We start from the raw sequence: 21,311 nt of genomic DNA on the forward strand, positions 1-21,311 counted from the left end.
CAGGAGGTCAGTGGTGCGTGAGTATCTGCTGGTGCTGTTCTGCACCGCGGCCGTCACCTACCTGCTGACCGGGCCGGTCCGGAAGTTCGCCATCGCGGCGGGGGCGATGCCCCCGGTCCGCGCCCGCGACGTGCACCGCGAGCCCACACCGCGGCTCGGCGGCATCGCCATGTTCGGCGGCCTCTGCGCGGGCATCCTGGTCGCCTCCCAGCTGGACAACCTGAGCAAGGTGTTCTCCCAGGGCACCGACATCCGGGCGCTGCTCTCCGGGGCCGGCATCATGTGGCTGCTCGGTGTGCTGGACGACAAGTGGGGCGTGGACGCCCTGGTGAAGCTCGGCGGCCAGATGATCGCCGCCGGTGTGATGGTCTGGCAGGGCGTCACGGTGATCACCCTGCCGGTGCCGGGTGTCGGACCGGTCGCGGTCAGCCCCACCCAGGGCATGGTCATCTCGGTGGTCATGGTCGTGGTGATGGTCAACGCGGTGAACTTCATCGACGGCCTGGACGGTCTGGCCGGCGGCATGGTCTGCATCGCCGCGATGGCCTTCTTCCTGTACTCCTACCGGCTCTGGTACGGCTACACGATCACCGACGCCGCCCCCGCCGTGCTGTTCAGCGTGCTGCTGATCGGCATGTGCCTGGGCTTCCTGGCGCACAACATGCACCCGGCCCGGATCTTCATGGGCGACTCCGGGTCGATGATGCTCGGCCTGATGCTGGCCGTCGCCGCGATCTCCATCACCGGCCGGGTCGACCCCGACCTCATCACCAGCGAGCTGGGCTCGCAGACCGCCACCGTGCACGCCCTGGTGCCGATCTACATCCCGCTGCTGCTGCCGCTGACGGTCATCGCGCTGCCGCTGGCGGACCTGCTGCTCGCGGTGGTCCGCCGCACCTGGGCGGGGCAGTCCCCGTTCGCCGCCGACAAGCGCCACCTGCACCACCGACTGCTCCAGGTCGGCCACTCGCACAGCCGGGCCGTACTGATCATGTACTTCTGGGCCGCGCTGATCGCCTTCGGGACCGTCGCCTTCTCGGTCACCAACACCGGCCGCACCGTCGTCCTCACGCTGGCCGGGCTCTGCCTGGTCGGCCTGGTGGTGCTGCTCACCCCGCAGTTCCGGCCGCGGGCCCCGCGCGCCGTGCAGGCCTTCGTGCCGCCGCGCTACCGCCGCCGCCGTCCCCAGCTCCGGAGCGCCGCACCGGTCACGCAGGGTGAGGAACTGACCGCCGAATCGGCCGGGAGTGCGGCCTCCGAACCGATGGCCGAGCTGTCGGCCGAGGACAAGCGGCTGCTCGGCGGGGTCGCGAAGGGATCGTCGGCGATCACCGGCCGCGGCCACGGCAACGGCCGGGGCCGCTAGCGGAGGTGATGATCCGTCAATCCGCTTCACTCGTTCGGCGGTACTGCTGTGCTGCCGGTGTGACAGGTACCACACATTCATGGTAAAGCTCTCATCAAATAGTTTGTGATACCGTTCACGAGTACCGAGAACACGCCGAAAGACCTGACAGGTGGATGACTTCCGTCCCTGGCGGGTCTCCCTCGACGGGCTCGCCGTCGAGCGGCCGGCCCGCGGCGGTCCCGGTCCGGTGTCACCCACCGCGTTTCTCTGCCCGTCCCCCCGCCACATCGACATGCCGCCGGAGTTGCCGACATGCCGTCCAACGACGCCCGGATCCTCCGGGGCGCCGCGATCCCCACTGCGGTCGCCGGAGTCATTGCGATGGCCATCTCCTTTGCCGTCGCCGGCGGCAAGGGCCTGCTCGGAGCACTCTTCGGCGCTCTGCTCGTGATGGCCTTCTTCACCTTCGGCCAGGTCGCCCTCGACCGGCTGACCAGGTCGAACCCGCAGATCATGATGGCCGCCGCGCTGCTGGTGTACACCACGCAGATCCTGCTGGTCGGCATCGTGCTGGCGGTGTTCAAGGACACCGAGCTCTTCAACCGGCAGGCCTTCGCCTTCACGCTGCTGGGCTGCGCGCTGATCTGGACCGGGTTCCAGGTGCGCGGCGCGCTGAAGGCCAAGACCTTCTACGTCGACCCCGAGGCCTCCGACCGCGATTCCTCCGAAACGAAGGCCGGGAAGCCGTCCGACAAGGGGCGTCAACAGTGACGGCGGCCCACTGTCCCCCCAACGAGGGGGGCGGTGTTTATGCCGCGCTGACGGGCTGCTATCGTCCGTCGCAGCAACGGAGTACGGGAAGAGGCCTGGTCTGTCCGCACGGCGGACCGATCGCCCCCCGGATCCGCGCAGTCTTCGATGATCCCGCTTCGGTGCAGCGCACTGCCGCGCGGGGTCGGCGAGAAATCCATCAAGTTCCAGTGCCGCTCCGTGGTCGCAGGCCACGCCGACACACCGAGGTTGCCGTAACCATGCGTCACGACGAAGGAGTCCGTGGTGAGTGCTGAACTCACGTCCCTCGCCTCAGGCAGTTGCCACTTCGGGGACGCTGGCTGCGGCTTCCCGGCCCCTGGCCTGAACGAGTTCCAGTTCGAGCCGATTTTCTCCATCGGTAGCTTCGACTTCAACAAGCCGATGCTGCTCTCGATCATCGTTGCCGCGCTGGTCGTCGTGTTCTTCTGGGCGGCCTTCGCGAAGCCGAAGCTGGTCCCGGGGAAGCTGCAGCTGGTCGGTGAGATCGGCTACGACTTCGTCAAGCGTTCGATCGTGCTGGAGACCATCGGCAAAAAGGGCGAGAAGTACGTCCCGATGCTGGTCTCGATGTTCTTCTTCGTGTGGCTGCTGAACATCATGTCGGTCATCCCGTTCGCCCAGTTCCCGGTGACGGCGGCGATCGCGTTCCCGGCCGGTCTGGCCGCGGTCGTGTGGATCACCTACATGACGCTGACCTTCAAGAAGCACGGCTTCGTCGGCGGTCTCAAGAACCTCTGCTGGCCCTCGGGCATCCCCGGCTGGGTCATGTTCATCCTGGTGCCGATCGAGTTCTTCTCGAACATCTTCGTGCGCCCCTTCACGCTCGCGGTCCGAGCCTTCGCGAACATGTTCGCCGGCCACCTGCTGATCGTGATGTTCTCCATCGCCTCCTGGTACCTGCTCAGCCCGACCCTGGGCGCGCTGTACGGCTCGGCCTCGTTCATCGTCGCCGTCGGCCTGACCGCCTTCGAGCTGCTGGTCCAGTTCCTGCAGGCCTACATCTTCGTGATGCTGGCCAGCAGCTACATCGCCGGTGCCCTGGAAGAGGCGCACTGAGCCAGGGGCCGCCGCGGCCCTCTTGAACCACCCCCGGAACGCCCGGTGGCCAATCACCACCGGATCACCATCCCCGCAAAGGACACATTGCAATGAGCATGCTCGCTGAGGTCGGCGTCTACGGTTCCGTCGCTTCCATCGGCTACGGCCTCGCCGCGATCGGCCCCGGCATCGGTGTCGGTCTCATCTTCGGTAACGGTGTCCAGGCCATGGCCCGCCAGCCCGAGGCCGCCGGCCTGATCCGTTCCAACATGTTCATCGGCTTCGCGCTGACCGAGGCGCTCGCCCTCATCGGCATCGTCATGCCGTTCGTCTTCGGCCAGGGCCCCAAGTAATTCCCGCCGTAGACCCTTCGAGGAAGGTCCAGATATGAGCATCGCGGCTCACCTCGCGGAGGAGGGGGAGATCATGAACCCCCTTCTGCCCGCATGGCCCGAGATCATCATCGGCCTGCTCTGCTTCTTCATCGTCTTCGGGATCCTCGGCAAGAAGCTCCTCCCCAGCATCGAGAAGGTGCTGTCGGAGCGCCGGGACGCGATCGAGGGCGGCATGGAGCGCGCCGAGGCCGCTCAGGCCGAGGCTCAGGCCACGCTTGAGCAGTACCGTGCCGAGCTCGCCGAGGCGCGTCACGAGGCTGCTCGCATCATCGAGCAGGCTCGCGAGCAGGGCGCCGCCCAGCTCGCCGAGATGCGCGAGGAGGGCCAGCGCCAGCGCGAGGCCATCGTCGCCGCCGGCCACGCCCAGATCGAGGCCGACAAGAAGCAGGCCACCGCGGCCCTGCGCCAGGACGTGGGCTCGCTCGCGACCCAGCTGGCGTCCCGCATCGTGGGTGAGTCCCTTGAGGACCACGCGCGGCAGAGCGGCGTCGTCGACCGCTTCCTGGACGAGCTGGAGGCCAAGGCCGCCGTTGCTCAGGGTGCGGCCAAGTGATCGGCGCCAGCCGCGAGGCCCTCGCCGCCGGGCGGCAGAACCTGGAGAGCCTGACCGACTCCACCTCGGTGGACGCGGCCGGGCTGGCCGAGGAGCTCACCGCCGTCACGGCCCTGCTGGACCGTGAGGTGTCGCTGCGCCGCGTTCTGACCGACCCGTCCCGGTCGGGCCAGGACAAGGCCCAGCTGGTCTCCTCGCTGCTGACCGGCCAGGTCTCCGGCGAGACGGCCGACCTGGTCGCCGGCCTGGTGCGGTCCCGCTGGTCGGGCGCCCGCGACCTGGTCGACTCCACGGAGCAGCTGGCCGCGTACGCCGAGGTCATCGCCGCCGACAAGGCCGGTGCCCTGGACGACGTCGAGGACGAGCTCTTCCGGTTCGGCCGGGTGGTGAGCGGCTCGCACGAGCTGCGCGCCGCGCTGACCGAGCCCAAGGCCGGTGCCGTCGCCAAGGCGGCCCTGATCAAGAAGCTGCTCGGCGGCCGCGCTCACGCGGGCACCGTGCGGCTGGTCACCACCCTGGTCAACAACCCGCGTGGCCGTAGCCTGGAGCAGGGGCTGGAGTCCTACTCCAAGCTCGCCGCCTCCCGGCGCGACCGTGTGGTGGCCCAGGTCACCACGGCGGTTCCGCTGTCGGACAGCCAGAAGGAGCGCCTGTCGGGTGCTCTCGGCCGGCTGTACGGCCGCCAGGTCCACCTGAACATCGACATCGACCCCGAGGTCGTCGGCGGTGTCCGGGTGCAGATCGGTGACGAGATCATCGAGGGCACGGTGTCGAGCCGCCTGGAAGGCGCTCGCCAGTCCCTCGAAGGCTGAGCACCCAAGCAGCACATCCGACCCTCGGTCGGGAAACCGGCTCCACCGGAGTCGGGAAAACGTACGGCCGGTTCATACGACCCGGCCGAGAGTCGAGTACTTGCGGCCCTCAATGGCGGGCCGAGGATCGCAAACTAGGAGAGCAGGGAAGCCTGATGGCGGAGCTTACGATCCGTCCGGAGGAGATCCGGGACGCGCTGGCCGACTTTGTCCAGTCGTACCAGCCGGACGCCGCCTCTGTGGAAGAGGTCGGCACGGTCACTGACGCGGCGGACGGCATCGCCCATGTCGAGGGTCTGCCCTCGGTCATGGCGAACGAGCTGCTGAAGTTCGAGGACGGCACCCTCGGCCTCGCGCTGAACCTCGACACCCGCGAGATCGGTGTCGTCGTCCTCGGTGAGTTCGGCGGCATCGAGGAGGGCCAGACGGTGCGCCGCACCGGCGAGGTCCTCTCGGTTCCGGTCGGCGACGGCTACCTCGGCCGCGTCGTGGACCCGCTGGGCAACCCGATCGACGGCCTGGGCGACATCGCCTCGACCGGTCGCCGCGCCCTGGAGCTCCAGGCTCCGGGCGTCATGGCCCGCAAGTCGGTCAAGCAGCCGCTGCAGACCGGCATCAAGGCCATCGACGCGATGACCCCGATCGGCCGCGGCCAGCGCCAGCTGATCATCGGTGACCGCCAGACCGGCAAGACCGCGGTGGCCGTCGACACGATCATCAACCAGCGCGACAACTGGCGCTCGGGCGACCCGGAGAAGCAGGTCCGCTGCATCTACGTCGCCGTGGGCCAGAAGGGCTCCACCATCGCGTCCGTCCGCGGCGCCCTGGAGGAGGCCGGCGCGCTGGAGTACACCACCATCGTGGCCGCTCCCGCCTCCGACCCGGCCGGCTTCAAGTACCTCGCCCCGTACACCGGCTCGGCCATCGGCCAGGAGTGGATGTACGACGGCAAGCACGTCCTGATCATCTTCGACGACCTGTCGAAGCAGGCCGAGGCCTACCGTTCCGTCTCCCTGCTGCTGCGCCGCCCGCCGGGCCGCGAGGCCTACCCGGGTGACGTCTTCTACCTGCACTCCCGCCTGCTGGAGCGCTGCGCCAAGCTGAACGACGCCCTGGGCGGCGGCTCGATGACCGGTCTGCCGATCATCGAGACCAAGGCCAACGACGTCTCGGCGTACATCCCGACCAACGTCATCTCCATCACCGACGGCCAGTGCTTCCTGGAGTCCGACCTGTTCAACGCCGGCATCCGCCCGGCCGTGAACGTCGGTATCTCGGTCTCCCGCGTCGGTGGCTCCGCCCAGATCAAGGCCATGCGCTCGGTCGCCGGCCGTCTGCGTCTGGACCTCGCCCAGTACCGCGAGCTGGAGGCGTTCGCCGCCTTCGGTTCCGACCTGGACGCGGCCTCCAAGGCCCAGCTGGAGCGCGGTGCGCGCATGGTCGAGCTGCTGAAGCAGGGCCAGTACCAGCCGTTCCCGGTCGAGGAGCAGGTCGTCTCCATCTGGGCCGGCACCACCGGCAAGCTGGACGACGTCCCGGTCGCCGAGATCCGCCGCTTCGAGCGCGAGTTCCTGGACTACGTCCGTCTGCAGCACAAGGACCTGCTGGCCGGCATCGTCGAGACCGGTCTGCTGGCCGACGGCACCGTCGACGCGCTGACCAAGGCCGTCGAGAGCTTCAAGGCGGGCTACCAGACCGCTGACGGCAAGCTGCTCTCCGAGCAGGCCTGAGTCCGGTAGCGAGGGAAAGGACGTAACGACCCATGGGAGCACAGCTTCGGGTCTACAAGCGCCGGATCCGCTCTGTCACCGCGACGAAGAAGATCACCAAGGCGATGGAGATGATCTCCGCGTCGCGCATCGTCAAGGCGCAGCGCGCGGTGGCCGCCTCCACTCCGTACGCCGATGAGCTCACCCGGGCGGTGACGGCGGTGGCCACCCGGTCCAACGCCAAGCACCCGCTCACCACCGAGAACCCGAGCGCCTCGCGCGCCGCGGTCCTGCTGATCACGGCGGACCGCGGTCTGGCGGGCGGCTACTCGACCAACGCCATCAAGGCCGCGCTGACGCTCTCCGAGCGCCTGCGCGGCGAGGGCAAGGACGTGGTGACGTACATCGTCGGCCGCAAGGGCGTCTCGTACTACGGCTTCCGCAACCTCCAGGTCGCGGGCTCGTGGACGGGCTTCTCCGACAAGCCGACCTACGGTGACGCGAAGACGGTGGCCTCCGAGCTGATCGAGGCCTTCACCGCGGAGACCGGCGGTGTGGACGAGCTCCACCTGATCTCGACCGAGTTCGTGTCCATGCTGACGCAGAACGCGGTCGAGGCGCGGCTGCTGCCGCTGAAGCTGGACGAGGTCCAGCTCAGCGACCAGAGCCCGGCCAAGTCGGAGATCTTCCCGCTGTACGACTTCGAGCCGTCGGCGGAGGGCGTCCTGGACGCGCTGCTGCCGCGGTACGTCGAGAGCCGGATCTACAACGCGCTGCTGCAGTCGGCTGCCTCCGAGCACGCCGCCCGCCGCCGCGCCATGAAGAGCGCGACGGACAACGCCGGCGAGCTCATCAAGTCGCTCACGCGGCTTGCCAACTCGGCCCGTCAGGCCGAGATCACCCAGGAAATCAGCGAGATCGTCGGTGGCGCGAACGCCCTGGCCGACGCTAGCGCGGGGAGCGAATGAGTATGACCACCACTGTTGAGCCGACCACGGCGACGGGCCGCGTCGCGCGGGTCATCGGCCCGGTCGTCGACGTGGAGTTCCCCGTCGACGCGATTCCGGACATGTTCAACGCCCTGCACGTCGAGGTGGACAACCCCGACGGCTCGGGCAAGAAGACCCTGACCCTCGAGGTCGCCCAGCACCTCGGCGACGGCCTGGTCCGCGGCATCTCGATGCAGCCGACCGACGGTCTGGTCCGTGGCTCGCAGGTCAGCGACACCGGTGCCGCCATCTCGGTGCCGGTCGGCCAGATCACCAAGGGCAAGGTCTTCAACGCCCTCGGTGACGTGCTGAACGTCGACCAGGCGGAGTTCGACAAGCAGGTCGAGGTCCGCTGGCCGATCCACCGCAAGGCCCCGGAGTTCAAGGACCTCGAGTCCAAGACCGAGATGTTCGAGACCGGCATCAAGGTCATCGACCTCCTCACCCCGTACGTCCAGGGTGGCAAGATCGGTCTGTTCGGTGGTGCCGGTGTCGGCAAGACCGTTCTGATCCAGGAGATGATCTACCGCGTCGCCGAGAACTTCGGTGGTGTGTCGGTGTTCGCCGGTGTCGGCGAGCGCACCCGTGAGGGCAACGACCTCATCGACGAGATGGTCGACTCGGGCGTTCTGGACAAGACCGCGCTGGTCTTCGGCCAGATGGACGAGCCGCCGGGCACCCGTCTGCGCGTCGCGCTCTCCGCGCTGACCATGGCGGAGTACTTCCGCGACGTCGAGAAGCAGGACGTGCTCCTCTTCATCGACAACATCTTCCGGTTCACCCAGGCCGGTTCCGAGGTGTCGACCCTGCTCGGCCGTATGCCCTCCGCGGTGGGTTACCAGCCGAACCTGGCCGACGAGATGGGCCTCCTGCAGGAGCGCATCACCTCGACCCGCGGTCACTCGATCACCTCGATGCAGGCGATCTACGTCCCCGCGGACGACCTGACCGACCCGGCGCCGGCCACCACCTTCGCCCACCTGGACGCGACCACCGTTCTGTCGCGTCCGATCTCGGAGAAGGGCATCTACCCGGCCGTCGACCCGCTGGACTCCACGTCCCGCATCCTCGACCCGCGGTACATCGCTGCGACCCACTACGAGACGGCCGTCCGTATCAAGGGGATCCTGCAGAAGTACAAGGACCTCCAGGACATCATCGCGATCCTCGGTATCGACGAGCTGTCCGAGGAGGACAAGGTCACGGTCCACCGTGCCCGCCGCATCGAGCGCTTCCTCTCGCAGAACACCTACGTGGCGAAGCAGTTCACCGGTGTCGAGGGCTCGACCGTCCCGCTGTCGGAGACCATCGAGGCCTTCAACGCGATCGCGGACGGCAAGTACGACTCCGTCCCGGAGCAGGCCTTCTTCATGTGCGGTGGCATCGAGGACCTCGAGAAGAACGCCGCCGAGCTGGCGAAGAAGTAGTCCGGCCGGTAGCAGCCGAGCGTGATCGCGAGGGGTGGGCCCCAACCCTGGGACCCACCCCTCGCGTCGCATCGACTGTGATTCCGGTCAAATCCGTGCCGCCGGTTTCATGCCGGGGGCGCGGGCCCGTTATTCTTACCGAAACTCCCGAGTAATCGGGCGTTGCATGAGCCTAGGAGCCCACGTTGGCTGAGCTGCACGTCGAGCTGGTCGCAGCCGACCGCAAGGTGTGGTCCGGTGCGGCCACCATCGTCGTCGCCCGTACGGCCTCCGGTGACACCGGCATCATGCCGGGTCACACCCCGGTGCTGAGCGTGCTGGAGACCGGTCCGGTCACCATCCGCACCACGGACGGCAACACCGTGATCGCCGCGGTGCACGGCGGCTTCATCTCCTTCGCCGACAACAAGCTGTCTCTGCTCGCGGAGATCGCCGAGCTGGCGGACGAGATCGACGTCGCGCGCGCCGAGCGCGCACTGGACAAGGCCAAGTCGGACCTGGACGAGCACGCCGAGCGGCGCGCCGAGGTCCGGCTGTTCGCGGCGCGCGGCCTCAAGGCCCACGCCTGAGTGCGCCGGACCCCGCCTGAGCGGGGTCGACCGACGGTCCCGGGGACGCGTGAGCGTGACCCCGGGACTGTCGTCTCAGTTGGTAGGTCAACGCGGTCGGCTGGTACGACCGACACGGGGAACGCGGGTAGCGAGGAGGTAGGTGAGCATGGTCCTCGCCCTTGTGGTGTGTGCGGCGGTCGTGGCGCTCGGTGTGATCGGGTTGGTCGCGTTCGCGGTACGCCGCCGTGTGATCCAGCGGGTCGGTGGCACGTTCGACTGCAGCTACCGGCTCAAAATGCCGGCCGACGCCTCGACGCAGCCCGACCTCGACGAGAACGGCCAACCCACCCCGGCCCCGGTCCCGCAGACCGATGGCAAGGGGTGGGTTTTTGGTATCGGCCGGTACAGCGGCGATTCCATCGAGTGGTTCCGGGTCTTCTCGTACGCCCCGCGCCCGCGCAAGGTGCTGCCGCGCCGGGAGATCGAGGTGCTCGGCCGGCGCTATCCGGAGGGGCAGGAGGAGCTGGCCCTGCTCTCCGGCTCGGTGGTGCTGCGCTGCCTGCACAACGGGGCCCCGCTGGAGCTGGCGATGAGCGAGGACGCGCTCACCGGCTTCCTCGCCTGGCTGGAGGCGGCCCCGCCCGGGCAGAGGGTCAACGTCGCGTAGCGACGGACCCTCGGGGTGGGGGAGAGGTTAACGCCGCCTAACCGGCCCGGCTAGGCTGGCCGCATGGTCAATCTGACGCGCATCTACACCCGCACCGGCGACGACGGCACCACCGCGCTGGGCGACATGAGCCGCACGACCAAGACCGATCCGCGCCTGGTCGCGTACGCGGACACCAACGAGGCCAACGCCGCGATCGGCGTGGCGATCGCCGCCGGCGCGCTGCCCGAGGACGTGGCCGCCGTGCTCACCCGGGTGCAGAACGACCTCTTCGACGTCGGCGCCGACCTGGCCACCCCGGTGGTCGAGGACCCGAAGTACCCGCCGCTGCGGGTCCAGCAGTCCTACATCGACAAGCTGGAGGCGGACTGCGACCACTACCTGGAGACGCTGGAGAAGCTGCGCAGCTTCATCCTGCCCGGCGGCACCCCGGGCGCCGCTTACCTGCACCTGGCCTGCACCGTGGTCCGGCGGGCCGAGCGGGCCACCTGGGCGGCGATCGACACCCACGGGGACACCGTCAACCCGCTGACCGCCAAGTACCTCAACCGGCTGTCCGACCTGCTGTTCATCCTGGCCCGGTCGGCCAACAAGGAGCGCGGTGACGTGCTCTGGGTGCCGGGTGAGAACCGCTAGAACCTAGCTGCCGGGCTTCGGCGGCCGCTTGGGCCAGAGCGTGTAACTGGCGGCGATCGCGGTGTTCACCACCGCGGCGATGCCCAGCTTCCAGTACCACTGGTCGAAGACGGCGGTCCCGGGCGCGCCGGTGAACAGCTTCAGCGCGCTGATCAGGGTGACCGTGATCGCCACCGAGACCAGGGTGCGCCCGCAGATCCGCCACTCGTGGCGGCTGCGTTCGGCGCCGTACCCGGGCGCGGGCGGCGGCTTCGGCCCGCCGGCGAAGCGGTGCAGGAACCGGGCGTCGGCCCAGCGGACCACCGACGGGCCGTAGCCGACCGAGAAGCCCAGGTAGCTCGCGGCCAGCGCGTGCGTCCAGGAGGCGGTGGCGCCGCCGCGCAGGTCGAGGAAGGTGAGCAGGAAGAGCCCGAGGTCGATCACCGGCAGCCCGACCAGCAGGACGGTGCTCACCGTGCGCCACCGCAGCAGGTAGCGGGTGATCAGACCCAGGGCGAGGACCACCCAGAAGGCGGCCTCGGCGGCGAGGATCAGGGTGACGATCATGGTCTGCTCCGGCTCTCGGCGATGCCTCCAGCCTCCCCGGGGCCGCTCGCGCGCGCGTCGTCGCCGGGAACGGACCCGGGCTGCATCTTTCGATGTACCGGGGCTCCTCCCCGCTGCCGGAGCCGGGTCGACCCCCGGGATGATCTGATGGGGGGCGTGCGCAGACCCACCCCCACCCCGCGGCAGGTCGACGGGGCACTGGCGCTGTCCGGGCTGCTCGGCGGGCTGCTGCTGATCGCCTTCCAGGTGTACGACCACTCGTCGACGATCGAGCGGTGGCAGGTGCTGCCGGCGCTGCTGGCGATGTCGGGCCTGGAGCTGATGCGGCGGACCCGGCCGATCCTGGTGGTGACGCTCGGCGGACTGGTCTTCGCCGGGAGCATCTTCTCCGGCGCGCTGCTGGCGACCACCATCATGTACACCGACCTGCTCTACGCGGCGGTGGTCTACGGCCCCCGCCGGATGTCGCCGGTCCTGCACGTGAGCGGTACCGCCTCGGTGCTGGTGCTGACCACCCTGACCTTCGTGTACTCCGACTCGGCGACGGCCGTCGCGGTGGCCATGCTGACCGCCCTGATCTTCCTGGGCCCGCTGTGGACCGCGGACGCGGTGCGCAAGCACCGGCAGGAGGCGGAGGCCCAGCGGCTGCGGGCGGAGCAGACCGCGCTGCTCTCGGAGATGGACCGGCGCGAGGCGGTGGTCGCCGAACGGGCCCGGATGGCCCGCGAGTTGCACGACGTGGTGGCCAACCACCTGTCGGCGATCGCGATCCACGCGACCGGGGCACAGTCGATGGCGCGGCGTCAGCACCGGGCGGCGGACGATCCGGTGGTGGAGGTGCTCGGGGTGATCCGGGAGAACAGCGTCCAGGGATTGGCCGAAATGCGTCGCATCATCGGCCTGCTGCGTGACAGCGGCGGTGGCGAGGCCGACGAGTCGTACGCCGCGCCGGACCTGGCGGCGGTGGACGCGCTGCTCGCCAAGGCGCGGGCGGCCGGGCGGGACGTCGGGCTGGCCTTCGAGCTGGCCGAGCGCGGGGAGCGCGGCTCCCTGCCGGTGCCGGTGGAGCTGGCCGCGTACCGGATCGTGCAGGAGTCGCTGACCAACGCGCTGAAGCACGCCGGTCCGGGGGAGGTGCGGGTGCTGCTGGACTTCTGCCCCGAGGAGCTGCGGATCGTCGTGGACAGCCCGTTCCGCCAGGGGGCGGGGCGGTCGCTGCCGGGCGCCCGGGCCGGGCTGGTCGGCATGGCGGAGCGGGCCTCGCTGCTGGGCGGCGGCTTCGAGGCCGGGCCGCGGGACGACCGCTGGAGTGTGCGCGCGGTGCTGCCGCGGGCGCTGGGGACGGAGGAAAGGGTGGGGCGGGCATGACGATCCGGGTGCTGGTCGCGGAGGACCAGGCGGCGGTGCGGGCGGCGCTGGTGATGATCCTGCGGGCAGAGCCGGGCCTGGAGGTGGTCGGGCAGGCGGCGGACGGCGAGGAGGCCGTCCGGCTGGCGCTGGAGCTGCGGCCGGACGTCGTCCTGATGGACGTGCAGATGCCGCGGCTGGACGGCGTCTCGGCGACCCGCCAGGTGGTGGCGGCCGGGGCGGCGCAGGTCCTGGTGCTGACCACCTTCGACCTGGACGAGTACGTCTACGGCGCGCTGCGGGCCGGGGCGGCCGGGTTCCTGCTGAAGGACCTGGAGGCGGACACCCTGGTCGAGGGCATCCGCACGGTGGCCCGCGGGGACGGCATGCTGGCGCCCTCGGTGACCCGGCGGCTGATCGGCACCTTCGCCCGCCCGGAGCGGGTGGTGGGGCCGGAGCTGCGGGCGGCGGTGGACGGGCTGACGCCGCGCGAGCGGGAGGTACTGGCCTGCATCGGGGCCGGCCTGTCGAACGGTGAGATCGCCGGGCGGCTGGAGATGGCGGAGGCGACCACCAAGACGCACGTCAGCCGGATCCTGGCGAAGCTGCGGCTGCGCAGCCGGGTGCAGGCCGCGATCCTCGCCCAGGACCTCGGGATGATGATCTGATCGAGTGATTTGCTCAGTTGACCAGGTCGGTCGCAGATCACACCCTCGGATGGCACCACGGGCCGCGTCCGGGGACTAAAGTCCGGCCCATGAGCGATGCGGCTCGGTGGGCGACCCCTGCCTTGAGCCGCCTTCAGGGCCCGCCCATCGGGGCGGCGACGGCATCGGGAGACCAAGCCATGAGCAATGCGTCCAGCAAGCAGATCGCCGTGATCGGTGCCGGCCTGATGGGCGCCGGCATCGCCCAGGTCTCCGCCCAGGCCGGGCACCCGGTGGTCCTGCGTGACGTGACCGAGGAGGCGCTGCGGCGCGGCCTCGACGGCATCCGCGCCTCGTACGACAAGTTCGTCTCCAAGGGCCGGCTCACCGCCGAGGACGCCGAGGCGGCGCTCGCCCGGATCACCACCACCACCGACCTGGGCGCCGTCGCCGAGGCCGACATCGTGGTCGAGGCCGTCTTCGAGCAGCTGGACGTCAAGGAGGGCGTCTTCAAGGAGCTCGACAAGATCGCCAAGGACGGCGCGGTGCTCGCCTCCAACACCTCCGCCATCCCGATCACCCGGATCGCAGCCGCGACCTCGCGCCCCGAGTCGGTGGTCGGCGTGCACTTCTTCTCGCCGGTGCCGCTGATGAAGCTGGTCGAGCTGGTCCGCGGCTACAAGACCAGCGACGAGACGCTGGCCGCCGCGCGCGCCTTCGCCGAGGGTGTCGGCAAGGAGGTCGTGGTGGTCAACCGCGACGTGGCCGGCTTCGTCACCACCCGTCTGATCACCGCGCTGGTCGTCGAGGCCGCCAAGCTCTACGAGTCGGGCGTCGCCAGCGCCGAGGACATCGACACCGCCTGCCGGCTCGGCTTCGGCCACCCGATGGGCCCGCTGGAGACCGCCGACCTGACGGGCGTGGACATCCTGCTGCACGCCGCGCGGAACATCTACAACGAGACCCAGGACGAGAAGTTCGCCGCCCCGGAGGTCATGGCGCGCATGGTCACCGCCGGCGACCTCGGCCGCAAGAGCGGCCGCGGCTTCTACCCGTACCCGGGCAAGTGACGGCGGGCAGCCGGCGCTGAGCCGGTGAACGGGCGGGCCGTGCGGTCGTGGAACCGGGCGGCCCGTCCCTCCCGGGGCGGGTGAGTTTCCTCACGCCGATGCCGCAGACGGGTGATTTGGGCGGTAATCGAGCGTAAGTGTGGAGAGTTCCTGCGTATATTCCCTCGGACGAGTGAAATTGCTTCAGATCCGGCCATGACCAGCAACCCAGGGGGCCGGCTCACCGTCAGATGGATGACGGGGAACCCGGCATTCCGGCCGGGGCCGGCGCGTGGGGCCGCGGGGCCCGCCCGGCGCCCGGATCACCACCGCCCCCTCCGGCCCGGCACCGCCGGTGACACCCGTACCCGCCGACACCCGCACACCACCACCCGAACACACCCGCACACCCGCATCCCAGGCCCGCCACGCGAAGGAGGAGAGCATGCGCATCACCGGCGACCACGCGGCGCTGGCCATCGAAGGCCGCCTCGACGTGCGCACCGCCGCCGACGCGCGCGCCCGGCTGCACCATGCCGTCGACGGCGGCCTCGGCGATCTCGTCCTCGACCTCGCCCGGCTGGAGTTCTGGGACGCCACCGGCCTGGGCGTGATCATGGGAACCCACCGCCGGGCCGGGCGGATCGGCCGCCGCCTGGTGCTCCGCTCCGTCCCCGCCCAGCTCCAGCGCCTGCTGGTGGCCACCCGGCTGCACCGCATCCTCGCCGTCGAGGGCGTCACCGCCGACGCCCGCGGCGCCACCCTCCCCGCGCTCTGACCACCCGGCGGCCCGGGACTCCCGGGGCCCTGACCGCGCGACGCTGCGCGGGCGGGCACGGATGTGCGAGAGTCTGGCGTCAGGACACGGCCGCCCGGCCCGCCCTTGCCGGGCGCGCGGCGGCCGGTCGGGGTTGACGGCGCGAGCGTGGGGCGGAGCAGAACGTGGCACAGCCAACCGGTGACTTCCGGCAGGAGTCCGTGCGCACCCGGAGCGGTGAACTGGTCTCCGGGGGACTGCTGGTGACCGTCGGCGGCCCCGAGGGCTCCGAGGTGCGGCCCTGTCCCGAGGAGTGGCGCCCCCGGCCCCGCCCCGTCACCCCCGGCGCGCCCGCCCGCGGCCCGGCCGGTGACGCCGGCCGCCAGGTCGGCCCGCTCGCCCTCGGCGCCGGGCCCGCCGACCTGCCGCTGCTCGACCGCGAGGACGACGTCGCCCAGCTGCTCGCCCTGCTCGCCGAAGGCCGGTCCATACGCCTGGTCGGCCAGGCCGGCTCCGGCCGCAGCGCCCTGCTGTCGGCCGTCGCCGCGGCGGCCGGCGGCCTCGCCCCCGGTGGCGTGGTGCAGCTCTGCGGCCACCGCCGCACCGCCGCCGACCTGCTCCAGGACCTCTTCGCGGCGACCCACCACGCCCCCGGCTTCCGCCCCGACCCCGGTCAGCTCGTCGAACACCTCGCCCGGGTCGGCGCGATCGTCGTCATCGACGAGGTGGTGCCCACCGGCACCGAACTGGAGGCGCTGCTCGGTGCCGCCCCCGACTGCGCGTTCCTGATCTCCGCCGCCTCGGACAGCCCGCTGCTCCCGGCGGACTCCCGGCTCCGGGACCACCTGCTCGCCGGCCTCTCCCGGCCCGCCTGTCTGGCCCTCGCCGCCCGGCTGGCCGGGCGGCCGCTGGACGCCGCCGAGAAGGCATGGGCGGTGGACCTCTGGTTCGAGTCCGAGGGACTGCCGCTGCGCTTCGTCCAGGCCGCCGCCCTGCTGCGCCAGCGGGATGTCGCGGTGGACGCCCTGGTGGCCGCCGAGGAGGACCGGATGGACGTCTTCGGCGCGGTGGAGGAGCCCGTCCACCACCCCGATCCGGCGGTCCGCGAGGCCGCGCTGCGCGGCACCGTGCCGCTGCCCTCGGTCGCCGAGTCCACGCTGCCCGCCGTCCGGCTCGCCGAGGGGCTGAGCGAGACCGCGCAGGCCGTGCTGCGGCTCGCCGTGGCGCTCGGCGGCGAGTGCCCGACCGCCCCGCACCTGCCCGCGCTGATCGACGTCGGCCAGGGCGAGAGCGCGCTCGCCGAACTCGCCGACGCCGGGCTCGCCGTCTCGATCGGCGGCCACCACCGGCTCACCGCCGGGGCGCTGGAACTGCTCGCCCCGCACTGGCCGGCCCGCGGCAGCGCCGACGGCGCCGCCCAGCACTTCGCCTGGTGGGTCGGCCACTCCTCGGTCTCGCTGCCGCAGATCGCCGCCGAGGCCGAGGTGGTGATCGGCGTCCTGCTCGCCGACCGGGCCGCCGGGCGGCACGACGCGGTGCTGCGGCTGGCCCGGGCCGCGGCCCCCGCGCTGGCGCTGGCGCTGCGCTGGGGGGCCTGGGAGCGCGCCCTGCAGCTCGGCCTGGAGGCCGCCCGGCACACCGGCGCCCGGGCCGACGAGGCCTGGTTCCGCCACGAGCTGGGCGTGTACGCCGTCTGCGTCCATGAACCCGGCCGGGCCATCGCCGAGTTGGAGGCCGCGCTGGCGCTGCGCGGCGCGCTCGGCGAGCAGCGCGGTGCGGCCGGGGCGCGCCGGATGCTGGACCTGCTGCGGGCCGAGGGCCGGCAGCTGCCGCCCGCCGCGCCGGCCAAGGCGGCGCCGGCCCGTCGGCCCCGGCTGCGGGCCATCGCCCGGGTGCCGCTGCGGCTGGGGAACCGGCGCACGGCGATCGCCGCCTCGGCGGCGGTCCTGGCGCTGGGCGTGCTCGGCACCGCGGTCGGGATGACCGTGGCCGGCGAGGACAAGGGCAACGATCCGCACAGCAGCAGCGACGACGGCTCGGTGCTGCCGGGTGCGGGCAGCTCGCCGCGCCCCACCGCGCCGCGGCCCTCGGCGTCCTCGCCCTCCCCGTCGGCCGCGCCGACCACCGACCCGCCCTCGGACGGGGCCGCCGAGCCGGCCTCCGGCGAGCCCGACGACGAGCCCGCGCCGAGCGGCGCGGCCACCGCCTCGCGGACGCCGTCCGGCTCGCCGTCGGCCTCGACGCCGGCGTCGAAGCGGGCGAGCCGTTCGCCGAGCCCGGGGGAGAGCAGCACGGCCGCCTCCTCCCAGCCCGCGGCCCCGAACCCGCCGCAGCCCCCGGCGGGCGGCACCGCCGGTTCCGGCGGCGGAACGGGCGGTACGGGCGCGGTCGGCGGCTCCGGTGCCTCGGGTGGCACCGGTGGCACGGGCGGCTCCACGGCGGGCGGGACGAGCGGGGGCGGCGGGACGGCCGGCGGCGGCAGCGCCGGGGGCGTCACTCAGCCGACCGGCGAGACCACGCCGTCCGCCCCGGCGAGCACCTCGCCCGCGCAGACCGCCACACCCTCGCCGCCGACGACGACGCCGTCGGACCCGGTGAGTCCGACGGCGTCCGCGACGTCCCCGTCGCCGAGCGGCACCTGACCGCTCAGAACAGCTTCAGCTTGTCGTCGTCGATGCCGCGCAGCCCGTCGTAGTCCAGGACCACGCAGCCGATGCCGCGGTCGGTGGCCAGCACCCGCGCCTGCGGCTTGATCTCCTGCGCGGCGAAGACGCCCTTCACCGGCGCCAGCAGCGGGTCCCGGTTGAGCAGCTCCAGGTACCGGGTGAGCTGCTCCACGCCGTCGATCTCGCCGCGGCGCTTGATCTCGACGGCGACCGTCGTACCGTCCGCGTCGCGGCACAGGATGTCCACCGGGCCGATCGCGGTCGGGTACTCGCGGCGGATCAGCGACCAGCCGCTGCCGAGCACCTCCATCCGGTCCGCGAGCAGCTCCTGGAGGTGGGCCTCGACGCCGTCCTTGATCAGGCCGGGATCCACGCCGAGTTCGTGCGAGGAGTCGTGCAGCACCTCCTCCAGCGTGATGATGAGCTTCTCGCCGGCCTTGTTCTCCACCGTCCAGACCCCGTCGGCCTCCTTGAGGGCGCACGGCGGGGACATCCAGTTGAGCGGCTTGTAGGCGCGGTCGTCGGCGTGGATGCTGACGCTGCCGTCGGCCTTGACCAGGATGAGCCTGGTGGCGGAGGGCAGATGGGCGGAGAGCCGACCGGCATAGTCGACTGAGCAGCGGGCAATTACGAGACGCACGGTCGACCACGCTAGCCCACCGGGGCCAGTTGATGCGATTCCACGACGAGCGGGTGAAGAATCCACGAACCCCGCCACGATGGATGCCCTGCGATCCTCGAAAGCCCGTCGGCACCCTGGCGGCCACCATGATAGGCCGCTACGGTGTGTGACGGATTGCTTGCGGGAGCGCTGTCAACGGGGATGGAGACTTCAGATGAACGATCCGACGGGATCCGGCCAATGTGGTGCACACGGGCGCATTCCCGGAGCAATCCGCAGGAATGACCGGCCTGGCCCGTCGTTGACTGCCACGCTGTTCTGAGCGGCCGGCGCCCTCGACCGACGTCCCTCGAAAGGTCTGCGGCGCCCCCGCGTCGGCGCGGTGCCGGAAACCCGGCCGTCCGACGGCGTCACACCCGTCCGACGGTGCTCCGGACACACACGCGTCCCCACCCTCACCCTCAGCTTGGACTTGGACTACGCATCACCACCCGGGCGTCGCGCGGGTGGTCCGCGAGAGGAGAACCCATGTCGCTCGACGTCTCACCGGCCCTGCTGGACAAGGCCGAGCGGGACGAGGTCGACGAGCGGGAGTTCGTCGACTGCGTCCGCGTCTCCCTGCCGTACGCCTGGGACCTGATCAGCTCACTGGTCGCCCAGGCGAAGGTCGACGGCACCGACTTCGCCGACAACCAGGTACCGCCGCCCAGCGAGCAGGCCCGCGGCCAGCTCCTGCGGGCACTCGCCAGCAATGCCATCCGGGGTGCCCTGGAGCGGCACTTCGGTGTTCAGCTGGCCTTCCAGAACTGTCACCGGGTGGCGGTCTTCGTGCCGTCCTCCGCCAACAAGAAGCGGTACGAGCGCTTCACCTCGGTCCGCGCACAGCTGCTCAACCAGTCCGAGGAACTCCGCGACTGCTGATCTCAGCCCAGCTGCGGCAGGACCTCGGAGCCGAGCCGGGCGATGTTGTGCAGGGTCGCCTCCCGGTCGCCACTGCCCTCGGCGAGCAGGGCGAAGCGGCGGATGCCGGTCCGCTCGGCGGTGGCCAGCAGCCGGTCCGCACACTGCCTCGGCGTCCCGACCGCGTGCAGGTCGCAGAGCAGCTCGGTGTACTGGCGCGGGTCGCGCATCTTGCGTTCCCGGCCGTCCACCGTGCGGTGCGCGCCGAGCCCGAACTCGAACCAGCCGGGCATCGCACGGAGCAGAGTGGCCCGGGCCGCCGAGGTGCGGTCGTCGACCTGGGCCACCCCGGCCGCGACGTGCCGGCGGGCGACCCGGCGCAGCTGCTCCTCGCCGCGTCCGGCCGCCAGCCAGGCGGAACGATACAGCTCCAGCATGCGCAGCTTGTCGTCGTCGCCGGAGTGCATGCCGAGCAGCATCGGCAGGCCGCGCTCGGCGGCGGTGCGGACCCCGCCGGGTGAGGTGCAGGCGACCACCACCGGCGGTCCGGCCGGCGGGCGGCCGGCGGTGGTGAGCTGCTCGTCGGCGGGACCGTCGGCGTCCTGGCGCTGACGGGGGAAGCGCAGCACGCCGGTGCCGGTCCGGTCGGCGAGGCCCAGCCAGGCGCCGAGGTCCGGGCGGCGGGGAGGTTCGGTGGCCCGGGGCACCACGGCCACCTCGGGGAAGCTGAACTGCGGCCCGGCCGCGCCCACCCGGGAGCCGCGCAGCCAGCGCAGCAGCAGGTCGAGCCGCTCCGGGAAGCCCGCCTCGAAGGCGTCCACGCCGCTGCCGAAGACGTCCAGGTCGATCCACGGGCCGCCGCGCCCCACCCCGAGCGTGAAGCGTCCGCCGGAGGTGAGGTGGAGCAGCGCGGCCTGTTCGCCGAGCGCCACCGGGTGGGTGGTGGAGAGCACGCTGACCGCCGTGCCGATGCCGATCCGTCTGGTCCGGCCCAGCAGCAGCGCGGCCAGCGTGGCGGCGTTCGGGCAGACGCCGTACGGGACGAAGTGGTGCTCGGCCAGCCATACGCTGTCCAGCCCCGCCTGCTCGGCCTCGACGGCGGCCCGCACGGTGCGGTCCAGCGCCTCGCCGTGGGTCTGGCCGGGGAACTGCGCGGAGAGCAGGAAGGCGCCGACCCGGACCGGTGCGGTGTCCGCGGTGGCGGCGCTCGCGCCCTGGGCCGCCGGTAGCGTGGTCGCCGCGGTGGTGGCGACGGCCGTGGCGGTGCTCGTTCTGGTCATTTCTGAGGCCTCCTCGGGTGCGCGCAGGGTCTGCGGGCCCCGCCTGTCCCCTCGTGAGTAGCCCATGTCATGTGCCAATGGCACACCGGAGCACCGATTTACCGGAGAAACGGGTGGATCTCATGGGAAACGCCCGATCATCCTCCGATGCCGTGATAGTGGCCCGGTCGGGTGGCGCCCGGCCGTAGGCTGGAACGGTTCCCGCAACTCGTAGAGAGGTAGTTGCCGTGTCGCCCCGACGCAACCGGATCAAGAGCGCCGCCGACCGCGACCAGGCCGAGCCGGCCGCACCGCTGGGCGGCTCGATGCGCCGGACCGAGAACTACCAGGGTGACGACTGGGTGGTCCAGACGGTCGCCGGGACGGCCGGCCGGCACTACCGCTGCCCGGGTTGCGACCAGGAGATCCCGCCCGGCATGGGCCACATCGTGGCCTGGCCGATGCACGGCGCCGGGGTGGACGACCGCCGGCACTGGCACCGGGCCTGCTGGGGCGCGCGGGAGCGCCGGGCCTCGAACCTGCTCCGCGGCCGCGGCGCTCCCCGGTACTGACCGCCCTG

The 21,311-nt window shown here is 71.5% G+C and carries 22 protein-coding genes; 19 read left to right on the forward strand and 3 right to left on the reverse strand.

Annotation, left to right across the window (positions count from 1 at the left end; translation table 11 throughout):
• The first annotated feature begins 13 nt into the window (after positions 1 to 13).
• From ACFVVU_RS24455 to ACFVVU_RS24510, 12 genes are all read left to right on the forward strand, one after another.
• Positions 14 to 1,366: an MraY family glycosyltransferase gene (locus tag ACFVVU_RS24455; protein WP_380681333.1), complete on the forward strand. Its 1,353-nt coding sequence runs from the start codon at positions 14 to 16 to the stop codon at positions 1,364 to 1,366.
• 363 nt (positions 1,367 to 1,729) lie between these two features.
• Positions 1,730 to 2,119 (forward strand): hypothetical protein, encoded by a 390-nt coding sequence (locus tag ACFVVU_RS24460; RefSeq protein ID WP_380681331.1) that lies wholly within the window; start codon positions 1,730 to 1,732, stop codon positions 2,117 to 2,119.
• A 285-nt stretch (positions 2,120 to 2,404) separates the two neighbouring features.
• Positions 2,405 to 3,217, forward strand: a complete 813-nt coding sequence (gene atpB, locus ACFVVU_RS24465; RefSeq protein WP_380681329.1) for a F0F1 ATP synthase subunit A — start codon at positions 2,405 to 2,407, stop codon at positions 3,215 to 3,217.
• Between the two features lie 92 nt (positions 3,218 to 3,309).
• Positions 3,310 to 3,552 carry an ATP synthase F0 subunit C gene (gene atpE / locus ACFVVU_RS24470; protein ID WP_030302757.1) on the forward strand — a complete coding sequence of 81 codons (243 nt, stop codon included), beginning with the start codon at positions 3,310 to 3,312 and terminating at the stop codon, positions 3,550 to 3,552.
• 34 nt (positions 3,553 to 3,586) lie between these two features.
• Positions 3,587 to 4,147, forward strand: coding sequence for a F0F1 ATP synthase subunit B (locus ACFVVU_RS24475; RefSeq protein ID WP_376091430.1), 561 nt, complete (start codon positions 3,587 to 3,589; stop codon positions 4,145 to 4,147).
• Complete coding sequence (locus ACFVVU_RS24480; RefSeq protein WP_380681327.1) at positions 4,144 to 4,959, forward strand: F0F1 ATP synthase subunit delta; 816 nt, start codon at positions 4,144 to 4,146, stop codon at positions 4,957 to 4,959. The genes ACFVVU_RS24475 and ACFVVU_RS24480 overlap by 4 nt, the downstream gene beginning before the upstream one ends.
• A gap of 155 nt (positions 4,960 to 5,114) precedes the next feature.
• A complete protein-coding gene (atpA, locus tag ACFVVU_RS24485) occupies positions 5,115 to 6,689 on the forward strand; it encodes a F0F1 ATP synthase subunit alpha (RefSeq protein WP_355371332.1) in 1,575 nt (524 codons plus the stop codon).
• Positions 6,690 to 6,721: 32 nt separating this feature from the next.
• Complete coding sequence (locus ACFVVU_RS24490; protein WP_380681325.1) at positions 6,722 to 7,636, forward strand: F0F1 ATP synthase subunit gamma; 915 nt, start codon at positions 6,722 to 6,724, stop codon at positions 7,634 to 7,636.
• Positions 7,637 to 7,638: 2 nt separating this feature from the next.
• Entirely contained in the window at positions 7,639 to 9,084 is a 1,446-nt protein-coding gene (gene atpD, locus ACFVVU_RS24495) for a F0F1 ATP synthase subunit beta (RefSeq protein ID WP_380681323.1), read from the forward strand.
• Between the two features lie 185 nt (positions 9,085 to 9,269).
• Complete coding sequence (locus tag ACFVVU_RS24500) at positions 9,270 to 9,653, forward strand: F0F1 ATP synthase subunit epsilon (RefSeq protein WP_376091445.1); 384 nt, start codon at positions 9,270 to 9,272, stop codon at positions 9,651 to 9,653.
• A 148-nt stretch (positions 9,654 to 9,801) separates the two neighbouring features.
• Positions 9,802 to 10,302 (forward strand): DUF2550 domain-containing protein, encoded by a 501-nt coding sequence (locus ACFVVU_RS24505; RefSeq protein WP_344324216.1) that lies wholly within the window; start codon positions 9,802 to 9,804, stop codon positions 10,300 to 10,302.
• Between the two features lie 63 nt (positions 10,303 to 10,365).
• Positions 10,366 to 10,938, forward strand: a complete 573-nt coding sequence (locus ACFVVU_RS24510) for a cob(I)yrinic acid a,c-diamide adenosyltransferase (protein WP_355371343.1) — start codon at positions 10,366 to 10,368, stop codon at positions 10,936 to 10,938.
• A 3-nt stretch (positions 10,939 to 10,941) separates the two neighbouring features.
• Here the strand turns inward: ACFVVU_RS24510 and ACFVVU_RS24515 are convergent, their stop codons facing one another.
• A complete protein-coding gene (locus tag ACFVVU_RS24515; RefSeq protein ID WP_387792211.1) occupies positions 10,942 to 11,484 on the reverse strand; it encodes a hypothetical protein in 543 nt (180 codons plus the stop codon).
• A gap of 147 nt (positions 11,485 to 11,631) precedes the next feature.
• Between ACFVVU_RS24515 and ACFVVU_RS24520 the strand changes: the two genes are divergently transcribed.
• The 5 genes from ACFVVU_RS24520 (at position 11,632) to ACFVVU_RS24540 (ending at position 17,926) form a co-directional block, all read left to right on the forward strand.
• The gene (locus ACFVVU_RS24520; RefSeq protein WP_380681317.1) at positions 11,632 to 12,852 is read left to right on the forward strand and encodes a sensor histidine kinase; all 1,221 of its coding nucleotides are present in this window, start codon (positions 11,632 to 11,634) and stop codon (positions 12,850 to 12,852) included.
• Positions 12,849 to 13,499: a response regulator gene (locus ACFVVU_RS24525; protein WP_380681315.1), complete on the forward strand. Its 651-nt coding sequence runs from the start codon at positions 12,849 to 12,851 to the stop codon at positions 13,497 to 13,499. The genes ACFVVU_RS24520 and ACFVVU_RS24525 overlap by 4 nt, the downstream gene beginning before the upstream one ends.
• 179 nt (positions 13,500 to 13,678) lie before the next feature.
• On the forward strand, positions 13,679 to 14,548 hold the full coding sequence (locus ACFVVU_RS24530; protein ID WP_380681313.1) for a 3-hydroxyacyl-CoA dehydrogenase family protein: 870 nt from the start codon (positions 13,679 to 13,681) through the stop codon (positions 14,546 to 14,548).
• 424 nt (positions 14,549 to 14,972) lie between these two features.
• A complete protein-coding gene (locus ACFVVU_RS24535) occupies positions 14,973 to 15,305 on the forward strand; it encodes an STAS domain-containing protein (protein WP_380681311.1) in 333 nt (110 codons plus the stop codon).
• A gap of 164 nt (positions 15,306 to 15,469) precedes the next feature.
• Positions 15,470 to 17,926, forward strand: a complete 2,457-nt coding sequence (locus ACFVVU_RS24540; protein WP_387792214.1) for an ATP-binding protein — start codon at positions 15,470 to 15,472, stop codon at positions 17,924 to 17,926.
• Positions 17,927 to 17,930: 4 nt separating this feature from the next.
• Here ACFVVU_RS24540 and nucS read toward each other — a convergent pair whose 3' ends face one another.
• Complete coding sequence (gene nucS / locus ACFVVU_RS24545) at positions 17,931 to 18,590, reverse strand: endonuclease NucS (protein WP_380681307.1); 660 nt, start codon at positions 18,588 to 18,590, stop codon at positions 17,931 to 17,933.
• A gap of 510 nt (positions 18,591 to 19,100) precedes the next feature.
• Here nucS and ACFVVU_RS24550 point away from each other — a divergent pair.
• Complete coding sequence (locus ACFVVU_RS24550; protein ID WP_355371360.1) at positions 19,101 to 19,493, forward strand: SCO5389 family protein; 393 nt, start codon at positions 19,101 to 19,103, stop codon at positions 19,491 to 19,493.
• Positions 19,494 to 19,495: 2 nt separating this feature from the next.
• Here the strand turns inward: ACFVVU_RS24550 and ACFVVU_RS24555 are convergent, their stop codons facing one another.
• Complete coding sequence (locus tag ACFVVU_RS24555) at positions 19,496 to 20,752, reverse strand: LLM class flavin-dependent oxidoreductase (RefSeq protein WP_387792216.1); 1,257 nt, start codon at positions 20,750 to 20,752, stop codon at positions 19,496 to 19,498.
• Between the two features lie 227 nt (positions 20,753 to 20,979).
• Between ACFVVU_RS24555 and ACFVVU_RS24560 the strand changes: the two genes are divergently transcribed.
• Positions 20,980 to 21,303: an ATP/GTP-binding protein gene (locus tag ACFVVU_RS24560; protein WP_380681303.1), complete on the forward strand. Its 324-nt coding sequence runs from the start codon at positions 20,980 to 20,982 to the stop codon at positions 21,301 to 21,303.
• Positions 21,304 to 21,311: the final 8 nt, after the last annotated feature.

The organism is Kitasatospora sp. NPDC057965, assembly GCF_042887135.1.
Classification (GTDB): Bacteria; Actinomycetota; Actinomycetes; order Streptomycetales; family Streptomycetaceae; genus Kitasatospora.

What these genes read in the sequence shown, in the direction of transcription:
- ACFVVU_RS24460 (WP_380681331.1), top strand. Translation starts at nt 1,730, where the DNA reads ATGGCCATCTCCTTTGCCGTCGCCGGCGGCAAGGGCCTGCTCGGAGCA.
- atpE (WP_030302757.1), top strand. Translation starts at nt 3,310, where the DNA reads ATGAGCATGCTCGCTGAGGTCGGCGTCTACGGTTCCGTCGCTTCCATC.
- ACFVVU_RS24475 (WP_376091430.1), top strand. Translation starts at nt 3,587, where the DNA reads ATGAGCATCGCGGCTCACCTCGCGGAGGAGGGGGAGATCATGAACCCC.
- atpA (WP_355371332.1), top strand. Translation starts at nt 5,115, where the DNA reads ATGGCGGAGCTTACGATCCGTCCGGAGGAGATCCGGGACGCGCTGGCC.
- ACFVVU_RS24490 (WP_380681325.1), top strand. Translation starts at nt 6,722, where the DNA reads ATGGGAGCACAGCTTCGGGTCTACAAGCGCCGGATCCGCTCTGTCACC.
- atpD (WP_380681323.1), top strand. Translation starts at nt 7,639, where the DNA reads ATGACCACCACTGTTGAGCCGACCACGGCGACGGGCCGCGTCGCGCGG.
- ACFVVU_RS24505 (WP_344324216.1), top strand. Translation starts at nt 9,802, where the DNA reads ATGGTCCTCGCCCTTGTGGTGTGTGCGGCGGTCGTGGCGCTCGGTGTG.
- ACFVVU_RS24510 (WP_355371343.1), top strand. Translation starts at nt 10,366, where the DNA reads ATGGTCAATCTGACGCGCATCTACACCCGCACCGGCGACGACGGCACC.
- ACFVVU_RS24515 (WP_387792211.1), bottom strand. Translation starts at nt 11,484, where the DNA reads ATGATCGTCACCCTGATCCTCGCCGCCGAGGCCGCCTTCTGGGTGGTC.
- ACFVVU_RS24520 (WP_380681317.1), top strand. Translation starts at nt 11,632, where the DNA reads ATGGGGGGCGTGCGCAGACCCACCCCCACCCCGCGGCAGGTCGACGGG.
- ACFVVU_RS24525 (WP_380681315.1), top strand. Translation starts at nt 12,849, where the DNA reads ATGACGATCCGGGTGCTGGTCGCGGAGGACCAGGCGGCGGTGCGGGCG.
- ACFVVU_RS24530 (WP_380681313.1), top strand. Translation starts at nt 13,679, where the DNA reads ATGAGCAATGCGTCCAGCAAGCAGATCGCCGTGATCGGTGCCGGCCTG.
- ACFVVU_RS24535 (WP_380681311.1), top strand. Translation starts at nt 14,973, where the DNA reads ATGCGCATCACCGGCGACCACGCGGCGCTGGCCATCGAAGGCCGCCTC.
- ACFVVU_RS24550 (WP_355371360.1), top strand. Translation starts at nt 19,101, where the DNA reads ATGTCGCTCGACGTCTCACCGGCCCTGCTGGACAAGGCCGAGCGGGAC.
- ACFVVU_RS24555 (WP_387792216.1), bottom strand. Translation starts at nt 20,752, where the DNA reads ATGACCAGAACGAGCACCGCCACGGCCGTCGCCACCACCGCGGCGACC.